The organism is Streptomyces sp. G7(2002), from assembly GCF_028870195.1.
GTDB lineage: Bacteria > Actinomycetota > Actinomycetes > Streptomycetales > Streptomycetaceae > Streptomyces > Streptomyces nigrescens.
In genome coordinates, this window is the sequence record NZ_CP102609.1 from 7,293,125 (window position 1) to 7,311,300 (window position 18,176).

Consider the following 18,176-nt stretch of genomic DNA (forward strand, 5'->3'; position numbering starts at 1 on the left):
GACCGTGCCCCGGGCCGGAGTCCTCTCCGCCCGGGGCCTCCGCGTCAGTTGGGGTCCGTCAGCAGCGCCTCGGTGAGAAGCGGCGCGACCTGCTCGATCTGCCAGGCGCGGGCGCCGTGGCCCGACAGCACCTCGGCGACCGACTCCTGGGTCGGCTCGGCCGGCGGCTCCCAGCACAGCCGGCGCACCGTGTCCGGAGTGATCAAGTTCTCCTGCGGGAGATTCAGGCTCTCGGCGAGCGCGGTGACCGCCGCGCGGGCGGCCGACAGCCGGGCCGCGGCGGCCGGGTCCTTGTCGGCCCAGGCGCGGGGCGGCGGCGGGCCGTTGAGCGGCTGGCCGGGCTGCGGCAGCTCGCTCTCGGGCAGCGCCCGGGCGCGGTCCACGGCGGCCTGCCACTGCTCCAGCTGCCGGCGGCCCATCCGGTGCCCGAAGCCGGGCAGCCCCGCCAGCGCGTGGCTGTTCGGGGGCAGGCTCAGCGCCGCCTCCACGATCGCGGTGTCCCCGAGCACCTTGCCGGGCGAGACATCGCGCCGCTGGGCGACCTGGTCACGGGCCGTCCACAGCTCCCGTACGACCGCCATCTGGCGGCGCCGGCGGACCTTGTGCATACCGGAGGTGCGGCGCCAGGGGTCCTTGCGGGGCGGCGGCGGGGGAGCGGCGGCGATCGCGGCGAACTCCTGCCGCGCCCACTCCAGCTTCCCCTGCTGCGTCAGCTCCTCCTCCAGCGCGTCCCGCAGATCCACCAGCAGCTCGACATCGAGCGCGGCATAGCGCAGCCACGGCTCGGGCAGCGGACGGGTGGACCAGTCGACGGCGGAGTGTCCCTTCTCCAGGGCGAAGCCGAGAACGTTCTCGACCATGGCGCCCAGTCCGACCCGGGCGAACCCGGCCAGCCGTCCGGCGAGCTCGGTGTCGAACAGCCGGGTGGGGACCATCCCTATGTCACGCAGACACGGCAGGTCCTGGGTGGCGGCGTGCAGCACCCACTCGGCGTCGCCGATCGCCTCGCCCAGTGCCGACAGGTCGGGGCAGCCGACCGGGTCGATCAGCACGCTGCCGGCGCCCTCGCGGCGTAGCTGTACGAGGTAGGCGCGCTGGCCGTAGCGGTAGCCGGAGGCCCGCTCGGCGTCGACGGCCACCGGGCCCGTACCGGCCGCGAAGGCGGCCACGACCTCGGCGAGTGCGTCGTCCGTGGCGGTCACCGGGGGGATGCCCTCACGGGGCTCCAGGAGAGGGACCGGCGCCGGTCGGGGGTCCGGAGGCGAGTCTCCGGCTGCTCGCAGTGTCGTGTCTGCTGCGGTCTTTTGGGCGTCGGTCACCAGTCAAGGGTATCTGTGTATGCACGTCGCCCGTCGAGGGAACGTTCCCTCGACGGGCGAGCCGGTCGTGTGGACGGTCAGTGAATGATGCCGGTACGCAGGGCGACCGCCACCATTCCGGCCCGGTCGCCGGTGCCGAGCTTGCGGGCAATACGGGCGAGGTGGCTCTTGACGGTCAGCGCCGACAGCCCCATCGAGACACCGATGGCCTTGTTGGACTGGCCCTCCGCCACCAGCCGCAACACCTCGACCTCGCGTCCCGACAGCTCCCGGTATCCGCCCGGGTGACCGGGGGCGCCCGGAGGACGGCGCTGCATACGGGCCGCGTTGGCGCCGATGGGTGAGGCGCCGGGGCGGCCGGGAAGGCCCAGGTTGGTGCGGGTGCCGGTGACGACGTAGCCCTTGACGCCGCCGGCCAGGGCGTTGCGTACGGCACCGATGTCATCGGCCGCGGACAGCGCGAGGCCGTTGGGCCAGCCCGCCGCCCGGGTCTCCGACAGCAGCGTGAGGCCGGAGCCGTCGGGAAGGTGGACGTCGGCAACGCAGATGTCGCGCGGGTTGCCGACGCGGGGACGGGCCTCCGCGATGGACGACGCCTCGATCACGTCGCGCACTCCGAGGGCCCACAGGTGGCGGGTGACGGTGGAGCGGACGCGAGGGTCGGCCACGACGACCATGGCCGTCGGCTTGTTCGGGCGGTAGGCGACCAGGCTCGAAGGTTGCTCGAGGAGAACAGACACCGGGCCTCCTGGGGGAGTGGCGGGGGACGGAAGCCGGCTGGGGGGAGCCGGAATGATCCGTGTTTGAAGGGTCACTGACCTCTTCGGCAGTAATCCGGCGGGACTTTAGACTTTGATCACGATTTAGTTAGGGGCAATTCGGGCAAATCGGATGCATGATCGATCAGGGTCGGTCCCCAGTACGCACCGAGGTGATCAGAGCCGTACGCGAAGCCGACCGGACCGCCACAGCGGACCTCGTCAGGGGGAGACGGCGCGGCGGGCGCGGCGCCCGCCGCGCAGCGGAACGATCACCGGGACCGGCGGTGCCTGAGCATGCACGCCGCGGCCCGGCCGCAGGGAATGCCGAGGTCAGCGCGGCTGTGCGCCACGGCGCTGGGGCAGCGGGACGATCCCGCCGCGCGTCGTCATGTCGAGCGGGGCCGGCGGCAGGCCCGCCACCTGGCACAGCAGATCGCACCAGGCCGACAGGTGTGCCGCCAGATCCGGCACCCCGCCGGGGCCCTCGGCCGGCGTCCAGGAGGCCCGGATCTCGATCTGGGTCGCCGGCTCACGCGCCGCGAGCCCGCCGAAGTAGTACGAGCCGGCCCGGGTGACCGTCCCGCTCGGCGCGCCGTAGTGCACCCCGCGCGCGTCCAGTGCGCCCGTGAGCCACGACCAGGACACCTCCGGCAGCAGCGGATCGGCGCCCATCTCCGGCTCCAGCTCGGCTCGCGCCAGCGTCACCACGCGGAACGTGCCCTGCCAGGTCTCGTCCCCGGCCGGGTTGTGCAGCACCACCAGCCGCCCGTCCGCCAGGTCCCGGTCCTCGCCGTCCGGACCCGCGCCGCGCTCGACGACCGCCGCCTCCAGCGCGTACGCGAACGGGGCGAGCCGTTTCGGGGCGGGTGTCGGATCGATCTCGATCTCCGGCCGCAGCCGTGCCGCGCGGAGCGCTTCGACCGCCTGACGGAAGGGGATCGGGGCCTCGTCCGCGCTGTCCGCGAGGTGTTCATGAGCCGCAGCCATGCCCGGAAGATTAGGCGGAACCGGGCCCGCATACGGGGAGGACACCCGGTGCGCGCGTCGCCCATTCGGAGGTGCCCCCGGGCGCATGCGGAGATATCGGCCACCTGCCCCGATCGCGGGTGGGCCGTCGTGCGAAGATTTGGGGCGTGAGCGCCAACCAAAGCCCTGCGGGCCAGCAGCAGACCGGTACGGAAGACTCGGCTTTCCTCAAGGCATGCCGGCGGGAGCCGGTGCCGCACACCCCGGTGTGGTTCATGCGCCAGGCCGGGCGCTCACTGCCCGAATACCGCAAGGTCCGCGAGGGCATCGCGATGCTCGACTCGTGCATGCGGCCCGAGCTGGTCACCGAGATCACGCTGCAGCCCGTGCGCCGCCACAACGTCGACGCCGCCATCTACTTCAGCGACATCGTCGTCCCCCTCAAGGCCATCGGCATCGACCTCGACATCAAGCCCGGTATCGGCCCGGTCGTCGAGAACCCGATCCGCACCCGCGCCGATCTGGAGCAGCTGCGCCGCCTGGAGCCCGGCGACGTCGCGTATGTCACCGAGGCCATCGGCATGCTCGTCCGCGAGCTGGGCGGCACCCCGCTGATCGGCTTCGCCGGTGCGCCCTTCACGCTCGCCAGCTACCTCGTCGAGGGCGGCCCCTCGCGCAACCACGAGCGCACCAAGGCGATGATGTACGGCGACCCGCAGCTGTGGGCCGACCTCCTGGACCGGCTCGCCGACATCACCGCCGCCTTCCTCAAGGTCCAGATCGCGGCCGGGGCGAGCGCGGTGCAGCTTTTCGACTCCTGGGTCGGCGCGCTCTCGCCGGCCGACTACCGCCGCTCCGTGATGCCGGCCTCCGCCAAGGTCTTCCGGGCGGTCGAGGGCCTGGGCGTCCCGCGGATCCACTTCGGTGTCGGCACCGGTGAACTCCTCGGCCTGATGGGCGAGGCGGGCGCGGATGTCGTCGGCGTCGACTGGCGGGTCCCGCTGGACGAGGCGGCCCGCCGCGTCGGCCCCGGCAAGGCGCTCCAGGGCAATATCGACCCGGCCGTGCTCTTCGCCCCCCGCGAGGCCGTCGAGACCAAGGCCCGTGAGGTCCTCGACGCGGCCGCCGGCCTGGAGGGCCACATCTTCAACCTCGGCCACGGCGTCCTGCCCACCACCGACCCGGACGCGCTGACCCGCCTGGTCGAGTACGTGCACACGCAGACGGCGCGCTGAGCGGAACCGCTCCCGCCCCCGGGGCGTCGTCGAGATCATGCACGCCTCCGCCGACGCCCCGATAGCCGGCCTCGCCGCCGCCTGGCAGCTGGTCGACCACCGCTCCACGGCCGCGACGGCCGATCCCCTCGTCCTCGACTGTGCCCACCGGCTCGCCGCCGACCCGGCCGGCGAACGCGCCGCCGAGTGGGTCTACGGGCTGCTCTCGATGACCCGCTACCTCGCCACGAGGGCGGGCGACGCGACGGCCGGGCAGGTCGCGGAAGCGTTGCGCACGGCGGCCCGCGCCCTGGACGGCCCGCCCTGCGGCCACCGCACGCACCCCTGCGAAAGCGCCCTGGAGCAGCTCGATTTCGATGAGCTCCTGTTGACCGGCAGCGCTCCGGACGTGGTGCTCCTCGGCAACGGCACGCCGACCGGGGCGGACCCGGAGTGGCAGGAGCCGGGCACCAAGGAGGAGTACCGCTGCCCGCACGCCGTCGCGGGGTTCGCGCGGATCGCCGCCGAGATCATCGCCCCCGGCACACCGGAGGGCATTCCCGAGCGCGTTCCGCACCACCACGAGGACGCCATCGATGACCTCGCGTCCGTCCTGCACGGCTATCCGCGCGGCGGCGTCGAGCCCGCCTACGAGGTCACCGCCGGCACCGGCCTCCCCGTGCAGCCCACCACGGGGGCCCTGGCCGGGCATCTCGTCCTGCTCCACGCCGCATGCTGGGAAGCCGCTTCCGGGACGATCCGGCCGCGCTGGGTGCTCGACGACATGATCGGGACGCTGGAAGACGCGCTGCGGGCGCTGGAGGGCGCGACCTGTTCCCACGGCGACGGCGCACACCCCGAGCTCTCGGGCGACCCGGAAACCGACGCCGGCACCGGCTACCACCTCCTCACCCCGGGCGGCCGCGCCCGGCTCCAGCGGAGCTACGAGGACGGCTTCGCGGACGCGCCACCCGCCGCCTGGACCTGCCGCGCCCATCTGCGGGCGCTCGCCCACGAGACCCTCGGCCCGCTCACCACGGCCCGCGACCGGTTCTTCGGCGAGCGCCGGACGGAGTACCTGGACGCGGAGTGCCTGCGCCCTGACGGGACGTGGGACGCGGCGCGGCTGGCGGGGGTGCTGCGGAGCGCTGCCGAGGGCGAGGAGCGGACCGAGGACCTCGGGCTGTGGGCCGGACGCCGCTTCGTACGCGGCCCCGGCGCCGCCCACGAACGGCTCGTGCTCTTCCTGACCGTGTGTCACAGCCTCGACTGCGCCTACCCGGACCCGCCGCCGTCCGTCTACCGCGAACTGCGCCCCGTCCTGGAGAGCGCCGTCGCGGCGGTGCCGGAGACATGCCCGCACGGGGACGCACACCCGGGAGCGGGGGCCGGTCTGCCCGGCGGGGCCGGTGAGCACCTCGCCCACCTCTTCGCCCCGGAGAGCTTCCCCGCCCCGAAGGGCGCGCGGGAGCCGGACGCCTGGGCCTGCCCCCGGAACCTCGCGCCGCTCGCCGAGGAGTGGCTGCAGTGGTGCGACACCTGGGACGAGGCCGCGGAGGACGGGTACGGCGAGGACGACGACTGAGCCGGGGCACACTGAGCCGGGACGTACTGAGCCGGGGCGCGCGGGCGTCCGTGGTGCGGCGTCAGGCTCCGTCGTCCCGTACGGCGCCCGCCGCCTTGCGGGCCGCCACCAGGACGGGGTCCCAGACCGGGGAGAACGGCGGGGCATAGCCGAGGTCGAGGGCGGTCATCCGCTCCACCGTCATTCCGGCCGTGAGCGCCACCGCCGCGATGTCCACCCGCTTGCCGGCGCCCTCGCGGCCGACGATCTGCACCCCCAGCAACCGGCCCGTACGGCGCTCGGCGAGCATCTTGACGTGCATCGGGCGGGCGCCCGGGTAGTAGCCGGCGCGGTTGGTGGCCTCGACGGTCACCGTGACGAAGCGCAGCCCGGCGGCGTGCGCCTGGCGCTCCAGCAGCCCCGTCCGGGCGATCTCCAGATCGCAGACCTTGCTGACGGCCGTGCCGACGACACCGGGGAAGGTGGCGTAACCGCCGCCCACATTGGCGCCGATGACCTGCCCGTGCTTGTTGGCGTGGGTGCCCAGCGCGATATGGCGGGTGCGCCCGGAGACCAGGTCCAGGACCTCCACACAGTCGCCGCCGGCCCAGAGGTGGTCCTGGCCGCGGACCCGCATCGCGAGATCGGTGAGCAGCCCGCCGGACTCGCCCAGCGGCAGCCCGGCCGCGGCGGCGAGCGTGGTCTCGGGACGGACGCCCATGCCCAGCACGACCACATCCGCCGGGTACTCGGCGTCCTCGGTGGTGACCGCGCGGGCCCGCCCGTCCGAGTCCGTCAGCACCCCGGTGACGGTCGTCCCGCACACCGTCTCGATGCCCATTCCGCACATCGCCTCATGGACGAGCGCGCCCATGTCCGGGTCCAGGGTGGACATCGGCTGGTCGCTCCGCTCCAGGACGGTGACCTCATAGCCGCGACGGATCAGCGCCTCGGCCATCTCCACCCCGATGTAGCCCGCGCCCACGACGACCGCCCGCCGGCCGGACGACGCGTCGAGGGTGTCCAGCAGGGCCTGGCCGTCGTCGAGCGTCTGCACACCGTGCACTCCCGGCGCGTCGATCCCCGGCAGATCGGGGCGGAGCGGCCGCGCGCCGGTCGCCAGCACCAGCTTGTCGAAGCCGGTCCATGACTCCCGGCCGCCGTTGTCCAGCTCCCGGGTGCGCACCCGGCCGCGGTCCAGGTCGAGTTCGGTGACCTCGGTGCGCATCCGCAGATCGATGTCACGGGCGCGGTGCTCCTCGGCCGTACGGGCGATCAGCGCGTCCGGGCCGTCGACCGCGCCGCCCACCCAGTACGGGATGCCGCAGGCGGAGTACGAGGTGAAGTGGCCGCGCTCGAACGCGGTGATCGCCAGCTCGCCGGGCTTCCGCAGCCGGCGCGCCTGCGATGCCGCGGCCATCCCCGCCGCGTCGCCCCCGACCACCACCAGCCGCTCCGCCGCCATGCCGTGTGCCCCTTCGTCGGGTGGTGCCTCGTCGTGTGGGTGCGCCGGTGCCACCGTCTGCTGGACGTCTGCCCGGGTCCGTCACGTTACGGCCCGTACGGCGTCCGCGGGGGCCGGCCGGGGCCTGCGCCGCGCGGCGGAAACCGGCCGCTCCGGCATCGGGCGGCTGCTCAGCGCTCCAGGACCAGTGCGAGTCCCTGGCCCACGCCGATGCACAGCGCGGCGAGCCCGGTACCCGAGCCCAGGGCGGCGAGTTGGTGGGCGACCGAGCCCGCGAGACGGGCACCGGACGCGCCCAGCGGGTGGCCGATGGCGATGGCGCCGCCGCGCGGATTGACCACCGCGGGGTCGAGTTCCGGCCACTGTCCGATGCAGCCCAACGCCTGGGCCGCGAACGCCTCGTTGAGCTCGAAGGTCGCCACGTCGTCGAAGCCGCGCCCGGACCGCTCCAGCGCGCGCCGTACGGCCTCCACCGGGCCCAGGCCGAACAGCTGCGGCTCGATGCCGGTCACCGCGCTCGCGCGGATACGGGCCAGCGGCTCCCGCCCGGTGGCCCGCAGTCCCTCCTCGTCGACCAGCAGCAGCGCGGCCGCACCGTCGTTGAGCGGCGAGGAGTTCCCGGCGGTGACCGTGCCGCCGGCCGTACGGAACACCGGCTTCAGCTTGGACAGCGACTCCAGGGAGGACGCCTCCCGGATCGTCTCGTCGCGCACCAGGTCCACATCCGGCAGCGGCACGACCTCGGCGTCGTAGGCGCCCTCCTGCCAGGCACGCACCGCCTTCTGGTGGCTGGCCAGCGCGAACACGTCCTGCTGTTCGCGGGTGATGCCGTGCTGGTCGGCGATCTGCTCGGCGCCCTCGCCCAGCGCGACCGTCCACTCCGGCTTCATCCGCGGATTGACCATCCGCCAGCCCAGCGTCGAGGAGAACATCTCCTGATGGCCCGCGGGGAAGGCCCGTTCGGGCTTGCGCAGCACATAGGGCGCACGGCTCATCGACTCCACGCCGCCCGCCACCGCGATATGCGCATCGCCGTGCGCAATGGCACGGGCCGCCTGGATGACGGCCTCCAGACCCGAGCCGCACAGCCGGTTCACGGTCACGCCGGGGACGGTCACCGGCAGCCCGGCGAGCAGGACCGCCATCCGCGCCACATTGCGGTTGTCCTCGCCCGCGCCGTTCGCATCGCCGAAGCAGACGTCGTCGATCCGCGCCGGATCGAGCTCCGGAGTGCGGTCCACCAGGGCCTTGACCACATGGGCGGCGAGATCGTCGGGCCGTACCCCGGCCAGCGCGCCGCCGTACTTGCCGACGGGGGTCCGTACGGCATCGACGATGTACACATCCCGTACGCGTGGGTCGGTCATCAGGCGCTGTCCTCGCTGTCCCGGCTCGACGTCGGTGGGGCGGTACGAAGATCGCCGCCCGCCGACCATGAGTCTTTGCCCGACACCGCCCGCTGTCAACGGGGCTCTCGGTCACCTTCCCCGGCCGCGCCGGACGCTCCGGCCGGCTCAGTGGCCGCGGGCGCGTCCGCCGAGTGGTTCGCCGGCGCCGGGGCCGGCCCGCCGGACGTCCGTTGCCGGCGCCGCGTCACCGGCAGCCGGTCGCGGACCAGCCGCCACAGCGCCCACACCAGGCCCGCGGCCACCGCGAACGGCAGCACCGCCCCGATCGCCACCAGCACCCACCGCACGGCCGTCACGAAGGCGTGCCAGCCGCCGGACAGCGCCTCGCCGAACGAGGCGGGCCGGTCGTCGTTCCGCTCCTCGGACGCGGCGTCCGGCTGCCGCAGCAGCAGCGTGACGGTGGCCATCCCGGTGCGCTCCTTGAGCGACTTCAGCTGTGCCTCCAGCGACTCCAGATTCGCCTCCCGGGTGCTCAGTTCCGACTCCAGGGAGACGACGTCGCCGATCGTCGTGGCCTTCTCCATCAGCGCCCGGATCCGCGACACACTGGCCCGCTGCGACCTGATCCGGCTGTCGGTGTCCACCACCTGATCGGTGACGTCCTTCGCCGAGACCTCACGGGAGAGCAGCTTGCCCAGCCCGGCCAGCCGCCCCAGCACCGCGTCATACTCCGCCGGCGGCACCCGCAGCACGATCCGCGACCGGTCATGCCCGTCGGCGTCCCGGTCGGTGGTCTCGTCGGCGGTGTAACCGCCCGCGCCGTCGACCGCCGACCGCGCCCTGGCCAGCGCCGCCGCGACGTCCTCGGTCTGCACGGTGACGGTCGCGGTCCGGATGATCTGCGAGGGCGCGGCCTTCGGGGCCCTGCCCGCCCGGCTGTCCGGCCGCGCGGTGCCGCCGTCCGCGGCCGCCCCGCCGCTCTGCCGCTCGCCCGCGGCCCGGCTCGGTGCGGCGGGTGCCTTGCCGGAGACCGCCGCGTCCCGGGCGCTGTCGCTGCCCGAAGCGCTGCACCCGGCGACCGCCAGCGAGACGGCGAGCAGCACCCCCGCCGTGGCACCCCGCCGGCCCGTCGCGGCCCACCCCGCCCGCACTCCCCCTGCCCGCACCGCTCCCTGCATGACGCTCCCCCTCGAAGTGGCGTGCCGTTGTTGGCCCTTCGACGGACCGCGGCCCACCGGGGTTGCCGTCCCCGCATCGCGATCCGGTCACGGTCGTGTCGGTGGGCTCTGAGAGAGTGGAGGCATGAGCGCAGCGCACACCCGTACGGGCCGGGAGCCCGGTCATGCCGTCGTCATCGGTGGAGGCATCTCCGGACTGGCGGCCGCGCACCGCCTGCTCGAAGGCGGCGCCCGGGTGACCGTCCTGGAGGCCTCCGGCCGGCTCGGCGGCAAGCTGCACGCCGGCGCGATCGCGGGCGTCCCGGTCGATCTCGGCGCCGAATCGATGCTGGCCAGGCGCCCGGAGGCGGTGGACCTCGCGCGCGCCGTCGGGCTCGGCGACCGGCTGCAGCCGCCCGCCACGGCCACCGCGTCGCTGTGGACCCGCGGTGCGCTGCGCCCGATGCCCAAGGGGCATGTGATGGGCGTGCCCGGGGATCTGGGTCTGCTCGCCGCCTCCGGGGTGATCTCGCCGGACGGGATGGCGCGGATCGCCGAGGACGAGACGCTGGCGCGGACCGAGGCCGGTGAGGATGTCGCGGTCGGCGAGTATGTCGCCGCCCGGCTCGGCCGGGAGGTCGTCGACCGGCTCGTCGAGCCGCTGCTCGGCGGCGTCTACGCGGGCGACGCCTACCGCATCTCGATGCGCGCCGCCGTCCCGCAGCTCTTCGAGGCCGCCCGGACGCAGCGTTCCCTGATCGAGGGCGTACGGGCCATCCAGGCGCGCGCCGCCGCCACCGCCCCGCCGGAGGGGACCCCGCCGGTCTTCATGGGCATCGACGGCGGGATCGGCACACTGCCGGCCGCCGTCGCCGACGCCGTGCGCCGGGCCGGCGGCGAGATCCTCCTCGGGACGCCCGTCGAGGAGCTCCGGTGGGCCGCCGGGGAGGGGTGGCGGATCCGCCTCGGTGACCGGACGATCGCGGCCGACGCGGTCGTCATGGCCGCGCCCGCGGGCGCGGCGGCGGGCCTGCTGCGCGCGGACTGCCCCGCCGCGGCCACCGCGCTGGACACCGTCGACTACGCCTCGATGGCGCTGGTCACCATGGCCTTCCGCCGCGCCGACCTGGACCGGGTGCCCGACGGCAGCGGCTTCCTGGTACCTCCCGTCGACGGCCACCGCATCAAGGCCTCCACCTTCGCCAGCCACAAATGGGGCTGGATCGACGCCGCCGACCCCGGCCTGTTCGTGCTGCGCACCTCCCTCGGCCGGTATCAGGACGCCGCCGACCTCCAGCGCGACGACTCCGAACTCGTCGCACTCTCGCTCGCCGACCTCGGCGCGGCGGTCGGCCTGACCGCCCGGCCGGTGGCGAGCACGGTCACCCGCTGGGAGGGCGGACTGCCGCAGTACTCCGTCGGCCATCTGGAGCGGGTCGCCAGGATCCGAGAGGCGGTCGCCCGGATGCCGGGTGCGCTGCGGGTGTGCGGCGCGGTCTACGACGGCGTCGGCATCCCGGCCTGCGTCGGCTCGGCGCGCCGCGCCGCGGACGAGCTCCTCGGCACCCTGACGCCGGACTCCGTCCCCGCCGAGTGAGAATGGACAACATGACAGACGCTTCCACTCCCGCTTCCGCGCCGCAGACCCCCACGGCGCCCGAGAAGGTGCCGCACGTCGGCAAGAAGGCCAAGGACCTCAACGAGGTCATCCGCTACACCCTCTGGTCCGTGTTCAAGCTGCGCGACGTCCTCCCGGAGGACCGCAGCGGCTACGCCGACGAGGTCGAGGAGCTGTTCGCGCAGCTCGCGGCCAAGGACGTGGTGGTCCGCGGCACCTACGACGTGTCCGGTCTGCGGGCCGACGCGGACCTGATGATCTGGTGGCACTCGGAGAGCTCGGACGCCCTCCAGGAGGCGTACAACCTCTTCCGCCGGACCCGTCTCGGCCGCGCGCTGGAGCCGGTGTGGTCGAACATGGCGCTGCACCGCCCCGCCGAGTTCAACAAGTCGCACATCCCGGCCTTCCTGGCCGACGAGCAGCCGCGCGCCTATGTGAGCGTCTACCCCTTCGTGCGCTCCTACGAGTGGTACCTCCTCCCCGACGAGGACCGCCGCCGGATGCTGGCCGACCACGGCAAGATGGCCCGCGGCTTCCCGGACGTGCGCGCCAACACCGTGCCGTCCTTCTCGCTCGGCGACTACGAGTGGGTGCTGGCGTTCGAGGCCGATGAGCTCTACCGCATCGTCGACCTGATGCGTCATCTGCGCGGCTCCGAGGCGCGGATGCACGTCCGCGAGGAGATCCCGTTCTACACGGGGCGGCGCAAGCCCGTCTCCGAGCTGGTCGCGGGTCTGGCGTAACCGGACGCGCGCGTCCGGCCGGGTACCCCGGACACGGCGCCGCGGGCCGCCCCCTGGGGGACGGCCCGCGGCACCACCGGTCCTCGGCTACTTCCCCGGCAGTGCGTGCTGCGCCCGGGTCGCCTGCTGGCCCGGCACCGGCTCCGCGCGCGGTCCGCAGTACACCTTGTGCGCCGGGATCTTCCCGTGCAGCAGATACGCCTCGGCGTACTTGTTCACACAGGCGTTGTCGTTGAACGCGACGCCGTGCGTGCCCGCGCCGTTCTCGGTGACCAGCGAGGAACCGGGCAGCCGGCGCTGCAGCTCCAGCGCCCCCGGGTACGGCGTCGCCGCGTCCCGCTCGGCCGCCAGCAGCAGCACCGGCGGCAGCGCACCGGGCTCCGTGTGGACATCGAGCGGACCGCGCCGCCCGTGGAGCGCGTCGTCGACCTGGGTCCGGGCCGCATGGCCGGCGACATCCACCAGGTCCTGCCCGGCCGCGGGGTGGTCCGCGCGGCGCACCGCGGCGTCGAGCTCGGCCGCGGCCGACGCCGACCGGTCGGGCCAGTAGGCGCACGGCAGATTCATCCAGGCGTTGTCCCAGGTCTCGAACGGGGCGACCCGGGCGATCTCGGTGTTGTCCCGGTCCCAGGTCCCCCAGTCGCGTGGCCAGGGCGCGTCATTGCACTCCACGGCGGTGTAGACGGCGTTGCTGTTCTCGTCGGCGGCGGCGCCGGCGGCCCGGGGCAGGGCCTGGGCGAGCAGCGGCTTGGGGTCGCCGTGCAGGTACCCCGAGAGCGCCTCGGCGCGCATCGGCCAGAAGGCGTCGTTGTAGCCGGTCTTGAGGAACGCCGACTGCAGCTGGCCGGCGCCGATCTTCCCGTTGAGCGGCTTGCGGCGCAGCTTGTACGCGGCCTTGTCGTAGGAGTGCTGCACCGCCTTCTTGGTCGTGCCGAGGTGGTACTGCTTGTCGTGCCGGGCGACCCAGCCCAGCCAGTCGCCCCAGCGGCGCTCGAAGGCGACGTCCTGGTCGAGGTTGTTGCGGTACCAGATCTTCCGGGGCGAGGGATTGACGACGCTGTCGAAGATCATCCGCCGGACGTGACCGGGGAAGAGCGTCGCATAGACCGCACCGAAGTACGTCCCGTACGAGGCGCCCATGAACGTCAGCTTCTTCTCGCCGAGCGCGGCCCGCAGCATGTCCAGGTCGCGGGCGTTGTTGATGGAGTTGTAGTACGGCAGGTCCGCGCCGGCCCGGCGGACGCAGCCGCGGGCGTACTCCCTGGCCTCCGCCCGCTTCTGGCGCTTGAAGGCCGCATCGGGGTGCATCCGGCTGTCGGAGGGCGCCTTGGCGAACTCCTTGGGGTCCTGGCACGACAGCGGTGCCGAGCGGCCCACACCACGCGGCGCATAGCCCACGAAGTCATAGGCGCGAGCGAGCTTGCTCCATTTGGGGAGCGCCCCGTAGAGCGGGAACTCCATGCTGGACGCGCCGGGGCCGCCGGGGTTGAAGACCAGGGCGCCCTGGCGTTCGCCGCGCGCCGTGGCGCGGATCCGGCTGACGGTGAGGTGGATCTTCTTGCCGTCGGGGCGCGCATAGTCGAGAGGAACGGCGAGCCGGCCGCACTCGACGGACGACGGCAGATGCTCCACCGCCGCGCAGCGGCCGAATTCGATGCGGTGCGCAACGGGCGCGGGTGGCGCGGCGGCGGCCCCCGTGGCGCCGCCTGCCGGGGCAGTGGCGAGGGCGGTCACCATCAGCGACCCGATGGTGCCGTACAACGCAAGTGCTCTCACTGGCCGTCCCTTCGTGTGTGCATACAAAAGGGATAGTTGGGGCGCTGATTGTCGTTGTAAAGCACCTGGCTCCGGTGTCGGAGGCTATGCCCCGGAAGAGTGGAGCGCCGCGCGCAAGGCGGGATCGGTGAGGGCGGCGGGGCCGCGGAGGGCGAGAGTGACGAGGGAGGCGGGCGTGGCAGCGGTGGCGGGGGAGTGGCCGATGCCGGGCAGTCGCCGTTCGCCGGCGGTGGTGGCCCAGTCGCTGTACGGGTGGAGCTCGAAGCGGGCCACGGCCCAGGTGCCGAGGGTGAGGATCAGCGGCAGCGAGAACCAGGCCAGGAGCAGGCCGCCGTCCGCGCCGTCCGGTGCCGTCCAGTAGGACGCCGCGGCGGCCGGCAGCACCAGGAGGGCGGCGCCCCGCACCAGGCGGACGGCACCGGCGACGCCCGGACGGACCGCGGCGGGCAGCGCCAGCCCGTCGGTCACCAGCCGGTCGGCCACCTCCCGCACCGCGTCGTCGCCGGTCAGGGCGTCCCGTATGGCCGGTATGCGGCGCTGCCCGTCGGGCCCTATGGCGCTGAGGGTGGCGCGCTCGACGGCGTCCTTGCCGACCGGGTCGACGACGGTGGCCCAGCCGGTGTCGGCGAGCAGCAGGCGTCGCTGCTGGGCCATCAGCACCAGCACCACATCGGCGAGCCGGTGCGGGCCGCCGGAGAGGTACGCCATTTCGTACAGGGTCAGCCCGGGGCCACGGCGGCCCACGGCGGCCGTCTCCGGGACGGTGTCGGGCGGCTGCGGGGCCGGCCCGGAGGTGGCGCGGGCGGCGGCGACCGCCGCGCGGCAGAGCAGCGCACAGGACAGCACCGCCGCCGAACAGGCGACGAGGAGGAAGAGCAGCCACATGTCGGTATTTTTATGCGAGGCGACACGATGACCGCCACAAAGTTTCTCAGTATGCGGGCAGTTGCCCGGCGTCAGCTGTCCGGTGTCAGCTGTCCGGCAGCCGGAACCGCCGCCGCGGCCGGATTCGGCGCCGCGGCCGGGTTCGCCGCCGCGGCCGGGTTCGCCGCCGCGGCTCGAACCGCCCCGGGACGACGAGCTGTCCCCGGACGACGAGCTGCCACCGGGCGACGAGCCGCCTCCCACAGCTCGCACCGCTTGGGGCTACGGCATCGCGGTCACCTCGGGCCCCGGAAGAGCCGCAGGGCGCGTGCCAGCCGGGCCGCGGGCCGGGCGGACGGCGGCTTCGGGCCCGCGCGGTCCCGCCACCAGCGCGCCAACTGCCGCCGCGCGGCCGGGTCTTCGGGCCGGCCCTGGGTCAGCAGATGCGCCGCGAAGTCCAGGGCGTCCTGGCGGTAGCCGCCGCTCATGGGTCGGTTCCGGGCATGGTCCGCAAAGGCCGCCCAGTAGTCCGCGCCGAGGATCTCGGGCAGCTCGGGCGCGACCTTGGCGACCACCTCGGCCCGCTTGGCGGCCAGCGCCCGGCTCTGCACCCGCAGCCGGGTCCGGTCGAAGCCCTCGGGGGCGGGCGTTCCGGCGACCAGCGCGGACAGCAGCGCGGTCTGCGCCAGCGCCAGCCGCTGACGCGCCGCGTCGGTGCCGGTGTCGGTGTCGGTGCCTGTGCCCGCATCGCCACCCGTGGTGCCCACTTCGGCCGGGGCGTCCGGGTGGGTGCCCGCATCCGGGTGGGTGCCCACGTCCGGTGCGGTGTCCGGCACCGGTGCGGTCTCCGGCCCCGGCGTGGTGTCCGGCACCGCCTCAAGCCGCCCGGTCATGGCGGGCCTCCTTCAGCACGGTGCGTATCGCATCGAGTTCGCCGGCCAGTTCCCCGCCTTCGGGGAAGTCGTCGTCCCGCTCCAGCAGCACCCCGGGCGGGGTGGTCCGGGCACACAGTTCGGCGAGGACGTCCAGCACGGGCCGGGTCACCGGGTGGGCATGGCTGTCGTGCCACACTCCGTCGCGCTCCACCCCGCCCGCGACATGGACGTAGGCCAGCGCCTCCAGCGGCAGTTCGTCGAGGGCGACCGCCGGGTCCTCGCCGCGGTTGATGTGGTTCGTGTGGAGATTGGCGACATCGATGAGCAGCCGCACCCCGGTCCGCTCGACGAGCTCGGCCAGGAACTGCCCCTCGGTCAGCTCTTCGCCCGGCCAGTTGATGAGCGCGGCGATGTTCTCCAGCGCCAGCGGCACCGGCAGGGCGTCCTGGGCGATCCGTACGTTCTCGCACAGTACGTCCAGTGCGTCATGGGTGCGCGGTACGGGCAGCAGATGCCCGGCCTCCATACGGGGCGAGGCGGTGAGCGGCCCGCCCGCCCGGACGAAGGCGATGTGCTCGGTGACCAGCGGTGCGCCGAGCGCCTCGGCGCGCTCGGCGAGCGCGGTCAGCCGGCCGGGGTCCGGACGCTCGGCACCGCCGAGGCCCAGCGCGACCCCGTGCGGGATCACGGTCGTGCCGCGCTCGCGCAACTCCTGCAGGGCGGACGGCAGATGGCCCGGGCAGATGTTCTCCGCCACCACCTCGACCCAGTCCACCCCGGGCAGCTCCGCGATCTCCGCGGCGATTTCCGGCCGCCAGCCGATTCCCGTACCCAGGCGCTCCATGGCTCCCCCTCTCGCTCCGTGGTGTCGGTACTCATGCCGCGTCAGGGCGGCCCGAACCCTGCACCGGCCGAGTTCAGAGGTTGATTTGAGCTTCACCGGCACCCCTGCGGGCCGCACGGTGTCGCTACGGGCCCTGCTACGCCGCACAACGGTGAGCGGCGCGAGCCGCGCCCCGACGGTGGCCTGATCGGACCGGGCACCGGGCCCGGCGGTGCCCCGGCCTGCTCACCTCTCAGCCGGTGCGCGGCAGCGCCTCACGGGTGGGACCGCCGGGCGACTGTGCCAAGTAGCCGGCGAGGGTGCCGCGGGTGCGTCGAAGGTTGTGTATGTGCTCGTCCACGGCCGTCATCTCGCCCTGGAGGACGGCCCGCAGATCGGCGCACCAGTCGAACTCCGGCGCTTCCTGCGCCTCCCCCCGGACACATGGCAGCACCGAACGGATCACCTCGGTGGACAGGCCCGCGTCCAGCAACGCGCGCACGCGCCGCACGGTGACGACCGCGTCCTCGTCGTAGTCCCGGTAGCCGTTCTGCTCGCGTCTGACGTCCAGGAGGCCCTGCGCCTCGTAGTACCGCAGCAATCGTGCCTTGACCCCGGTACGACGGGACAACTCCCCGATCAGCATGGTGCCCCGCCCATCGCGTCTGAGCTTCGTGATTGACCCTCGCGCCAGGCCTTCGCGCTTGACCTTCGCATCGATGTCAAGCCTTAACGTCCTCCACCGAACGGGTATTCCGCACAGGTGCCTGACTGATGCCTGACTGATGACTGGCTGATGCTGGAGTGATGCACGATGTCTTTCGTTGTTCAACGTAACGGTGTGGCGGCGACCGCAGAGGAGCTGGCGCCCCTCGCCTTCGCGGGATACGCCCACTTCACCGCCCTGCAGGTCCGGGACGGCCGGGTCCGGGGCCTCGACCTCCACCTGGAGCGGCTGCGGTCCGCCTCCCTGGAGATGTTCGGGCGGGCACTGCCCGACGACCGGGTCCGTGCCTACCTGCGGACGGCGTTGCGGGCCGGTCCGGCTGACCTCTCGCTGATCGCCACGGTCTACTCCCCGGCAGGCGAGTTCACCGTGGCCGGACCTGAGGTGGAGCCTGAGCTGCTGGTCCGTACGGCACTGGCGGCAACCGGCCCCGAGGGACCGCTGGCCCTGGCGGCGGTCGAGCACGAACGGGAGCTCCCGGCCGTGAAACATGTCGGCGAGGTGGCCAAGACGTATCGCCTGCGCCAGGCCGTCGAACAGGGCTATGACGATGCGGCCTTCGTCGACCGGCGGGGCCGGCTGAGCGAGGCCACCATTTGGAACCTGGCCTTCTGGGACGGCAGCAGCGTGGTGTGGCCTGCCGCCGACATGCTGACGGGCACGACGATGGGCATCATCCGCCGCCAACTGGAACACCTCGGTGTTCCCCAGCGCACCGAGGAAGTCTCCCTGGACGACCTGCCCGCGCTGGCCGGAGCGGTCGTCATGAACTCCTGGACCCCCGGAATCCCGGTACACCGCATCGGCTCGGTCCCCCTGCCGGACGCTCCGCTCTTCCTGAAGCAGCTGCACCGGGCTTATGAGGCGGAACTTTCCCTGTCGGTGTGACGGTGGGGGTGGGCGGGCGCGTGGTCCTCCCCGTGGGGAACGGGCAGTACTGGTACGTCACGCCCAT

The 18,176-nt window shown here is 73.6% G+C and carries 14 protein-coding genes and 1 pseudogene; 5 read left to right on the plus strand and 10 right to left on the minus strand.

Annotated features, from left to right (window positions below; genetic code table 11):
• Positions 1 to 44: 44 nt before the first annotated feature.
• From NUT86_RS31080 to NUT86_RS31090, 3 genes are all read right to left on the minus strand, one after another.
• Entirely contained in the window at positions 45 to 1,319 is a 1,275-nt protein-coding gene (locus tag NUT86_RS31080) for a ribonuclease D (RefSeq protein ID WP_266442696.1), read from the minus strand.
• A 77-nt stretch (positions 1,320 to 1,396) separates the two neighbouring features.
• On the minus strand, positions 1,397 to 2,059 hold the full coding sequence (locus NUT86_RS31085; RefSeq protein ID WP_018088879.1) for a response regulator transcription factor: 663 nt from the start codon (positions 2,057 to 2,059) through the stop codon (positions 1,397 to 1,399).
• Positions 2,060 to 2,410: 351 nt separating this feature from the next.
• Positions 2,411 to 3,067, minus strand: coding sequence for a DUF3000 domain-containing protein (locus NUT86_RS31090; protein WP_018088880.1), 657 nt, complete (start codon positions 3,065 to 3,067; stop codon positions 2,411 to 2,413).
• Between the two features lie 146 nt (positions 3,068 to 3,213).
• Here NUT86_RS31090 and hemE point away from each other — a divergent pair, with 146 nt between their 5' ends.
• Together hemE and NUT86_RS31100 are read left to right on the plus strand one after the other, a co-directional pair.
• On the plus strand, positions 3,214 to 4,281 hold the full coding sequence (hemE, locus tag NUT86_RS31095; RefSeq protein WP_026169498.1) for a uroporphyrinogen decarboxylase: 1,068 nt from the start codon (positions 3,214 to 3,216) through the stop codon (positions 4,279 to 4,281).
• Positions 4,282 to 4,318: 37 nt separating this feature from the next.
• Entirely contained in the window at positions 4,319 to 5,845 is a 1,527-nt protein-coding gene (locus NUT86_RS31100) for a hypothetical protein (protein WP_274738582.1), read from the plus strand.
• Positions 5,846 to 5,906: 61 nt separating this feature from the next.
• On the opposite strand, the gene NUT86_RS31105 is transcribed toward NUT86_RS31100, so the two are convergent.
• The 3 genes from NUT86_RS31105 to NUT86_RS31115 form a co-directional block, all read right to left on the minus strand.
• Positions 5,907 to 7,289 carry an FAD-dependent oxidoreductase gene (locus NUT86_RS31105; protein ID WP_274738583.1) on the minus strand — a complete coding sequence of 461 codons (1,383 nt, stop codon included), beginning with the start codon at positions 7,287 to 7,289 and terminating at the stop codon, positions 5,907 to 5,909.
• A 170-nt stretch (positions 7,290 to 7,459) separates the two neighbouring features.
• A complete protein-coding gene (locus tag NUT86_RS31110) occupies positions 7,460 to 8,656 on the minus strand; it encodes a thiolase family protein (RefSeq protein ID WP_159485627.1) in 1,197 nt (398 codons plus the stop codon).
• 95 nt (positions 8,657 to 8,751) lie between these two features.
• Positions 8,752 to 9,816, minus strand: coding sequence for a DUF4349 domain-containing protein (locus tag NUT86_RS31115; protein ID WP_274738585.1), 1,065 nt, complete (start codon positions 9,814 to 9,816; stop codon positions 8,752 to 8,754).
• Between the two features lie 124 nt (positions 9,817 to 9,940).
• Between NUT86_RS31115 and hemG the strand changes: the two genes are divergently transcribed.
• Positions 9,941 to 11,392, plus strand: coding sequence for a protoporphyrinogen oxidase (gene hemG / locus NUT86_RS31120; protein ID WP_274738586.1), 1,452 nt, complete (start codon positions 9,941 to 9,943; stop codon positions 11,390 to 11,392).
• A gap of 2 nt (positions 11,393 to 11,394) precedes the next feature.
• The gene (gene hemQ, locus NUT86_RS31125; protein ID WP_446750791.1) at positions 11,395 to 12,156 is read left to right on the plus strand and encodes a hydrogen peroxide-dependent heme synthase; all 762 of its coding nucleotides are present in this window, start codon (positions 11,395 to 11,397) and stop codon (positions 12,154 to 12,156) included.
• 87 nt (positions 12,157 to 12,243) lie between these two features.
• Here the strand turns inward: hemQ and NUT86_RS31130 are convergent, their stop codons facing one another.
• From NUT86_RS31130 to NUT86_RS31145, 4 genes and pseudogenes are all read right to left on the minus strand, one after another.
• On the minus strand, positions 12,244 to 13,893 hold the full coding sequence (locus tag NUT86_RS31130; RefSeq protein WP_274740675.1) for an alpha/beta hydrolase: 1,650 nt from the start codon (positions 13,891 to 13,893) through the stop codon (positions 12,244 to 12,246).
• A gap of 123 nt (positions 13,894 to 14,016) precedes the next feature.
• Positions 14,017 to 14,817, minus strand: coding sequence for a TIGR04222 domain-containing membrane protein (locus tag NUT86_RS31135; RefSeq protein ID WP_266443668.1), 801 nt, complete (start codon positions 14,815 to 14,817; stop codon positions 14,017 to 14,019).
• A gap of 275 nt (positions 14,818 to 15,092) precedes the next feature.
• A pseudogene (locus NUT86_RS31140) lies at positions 15,093 to 16,515 on the minus strand (multinuclear nonheme iron-dependent oxidase).
• A gap of 232 nt (positions 16,516 to 16,747) precedes the next feature.
• Entirely contained in the window at positions 16,748 to 17,140 is a 393-nt protein-coding gene (locus NUT86_RS31145; RefSeq protein WP_018088890.1) for a MerR family transcriptional regulator, read from the minus strand.
• Positions 17,141 to 17,308: 168 nt separating this feature from the next.
• On the opposite strand from NUT86_RS31145, the gene NUT86_RS31150 reads away from it, so the two are divergent.
• Positions 17,309 to 18,109, plus strand: coding sequence for an aminotransferase class IV family protein (locus NUT86_RS31150; protein ID WP_274738590.1), 801 nt, complete (start codon positions 17,309 to 17,311; stop codon positions 18,107 to 18,109).
• Positions 18,110 to 18,176: the final 67 nt, after the last annotated feature.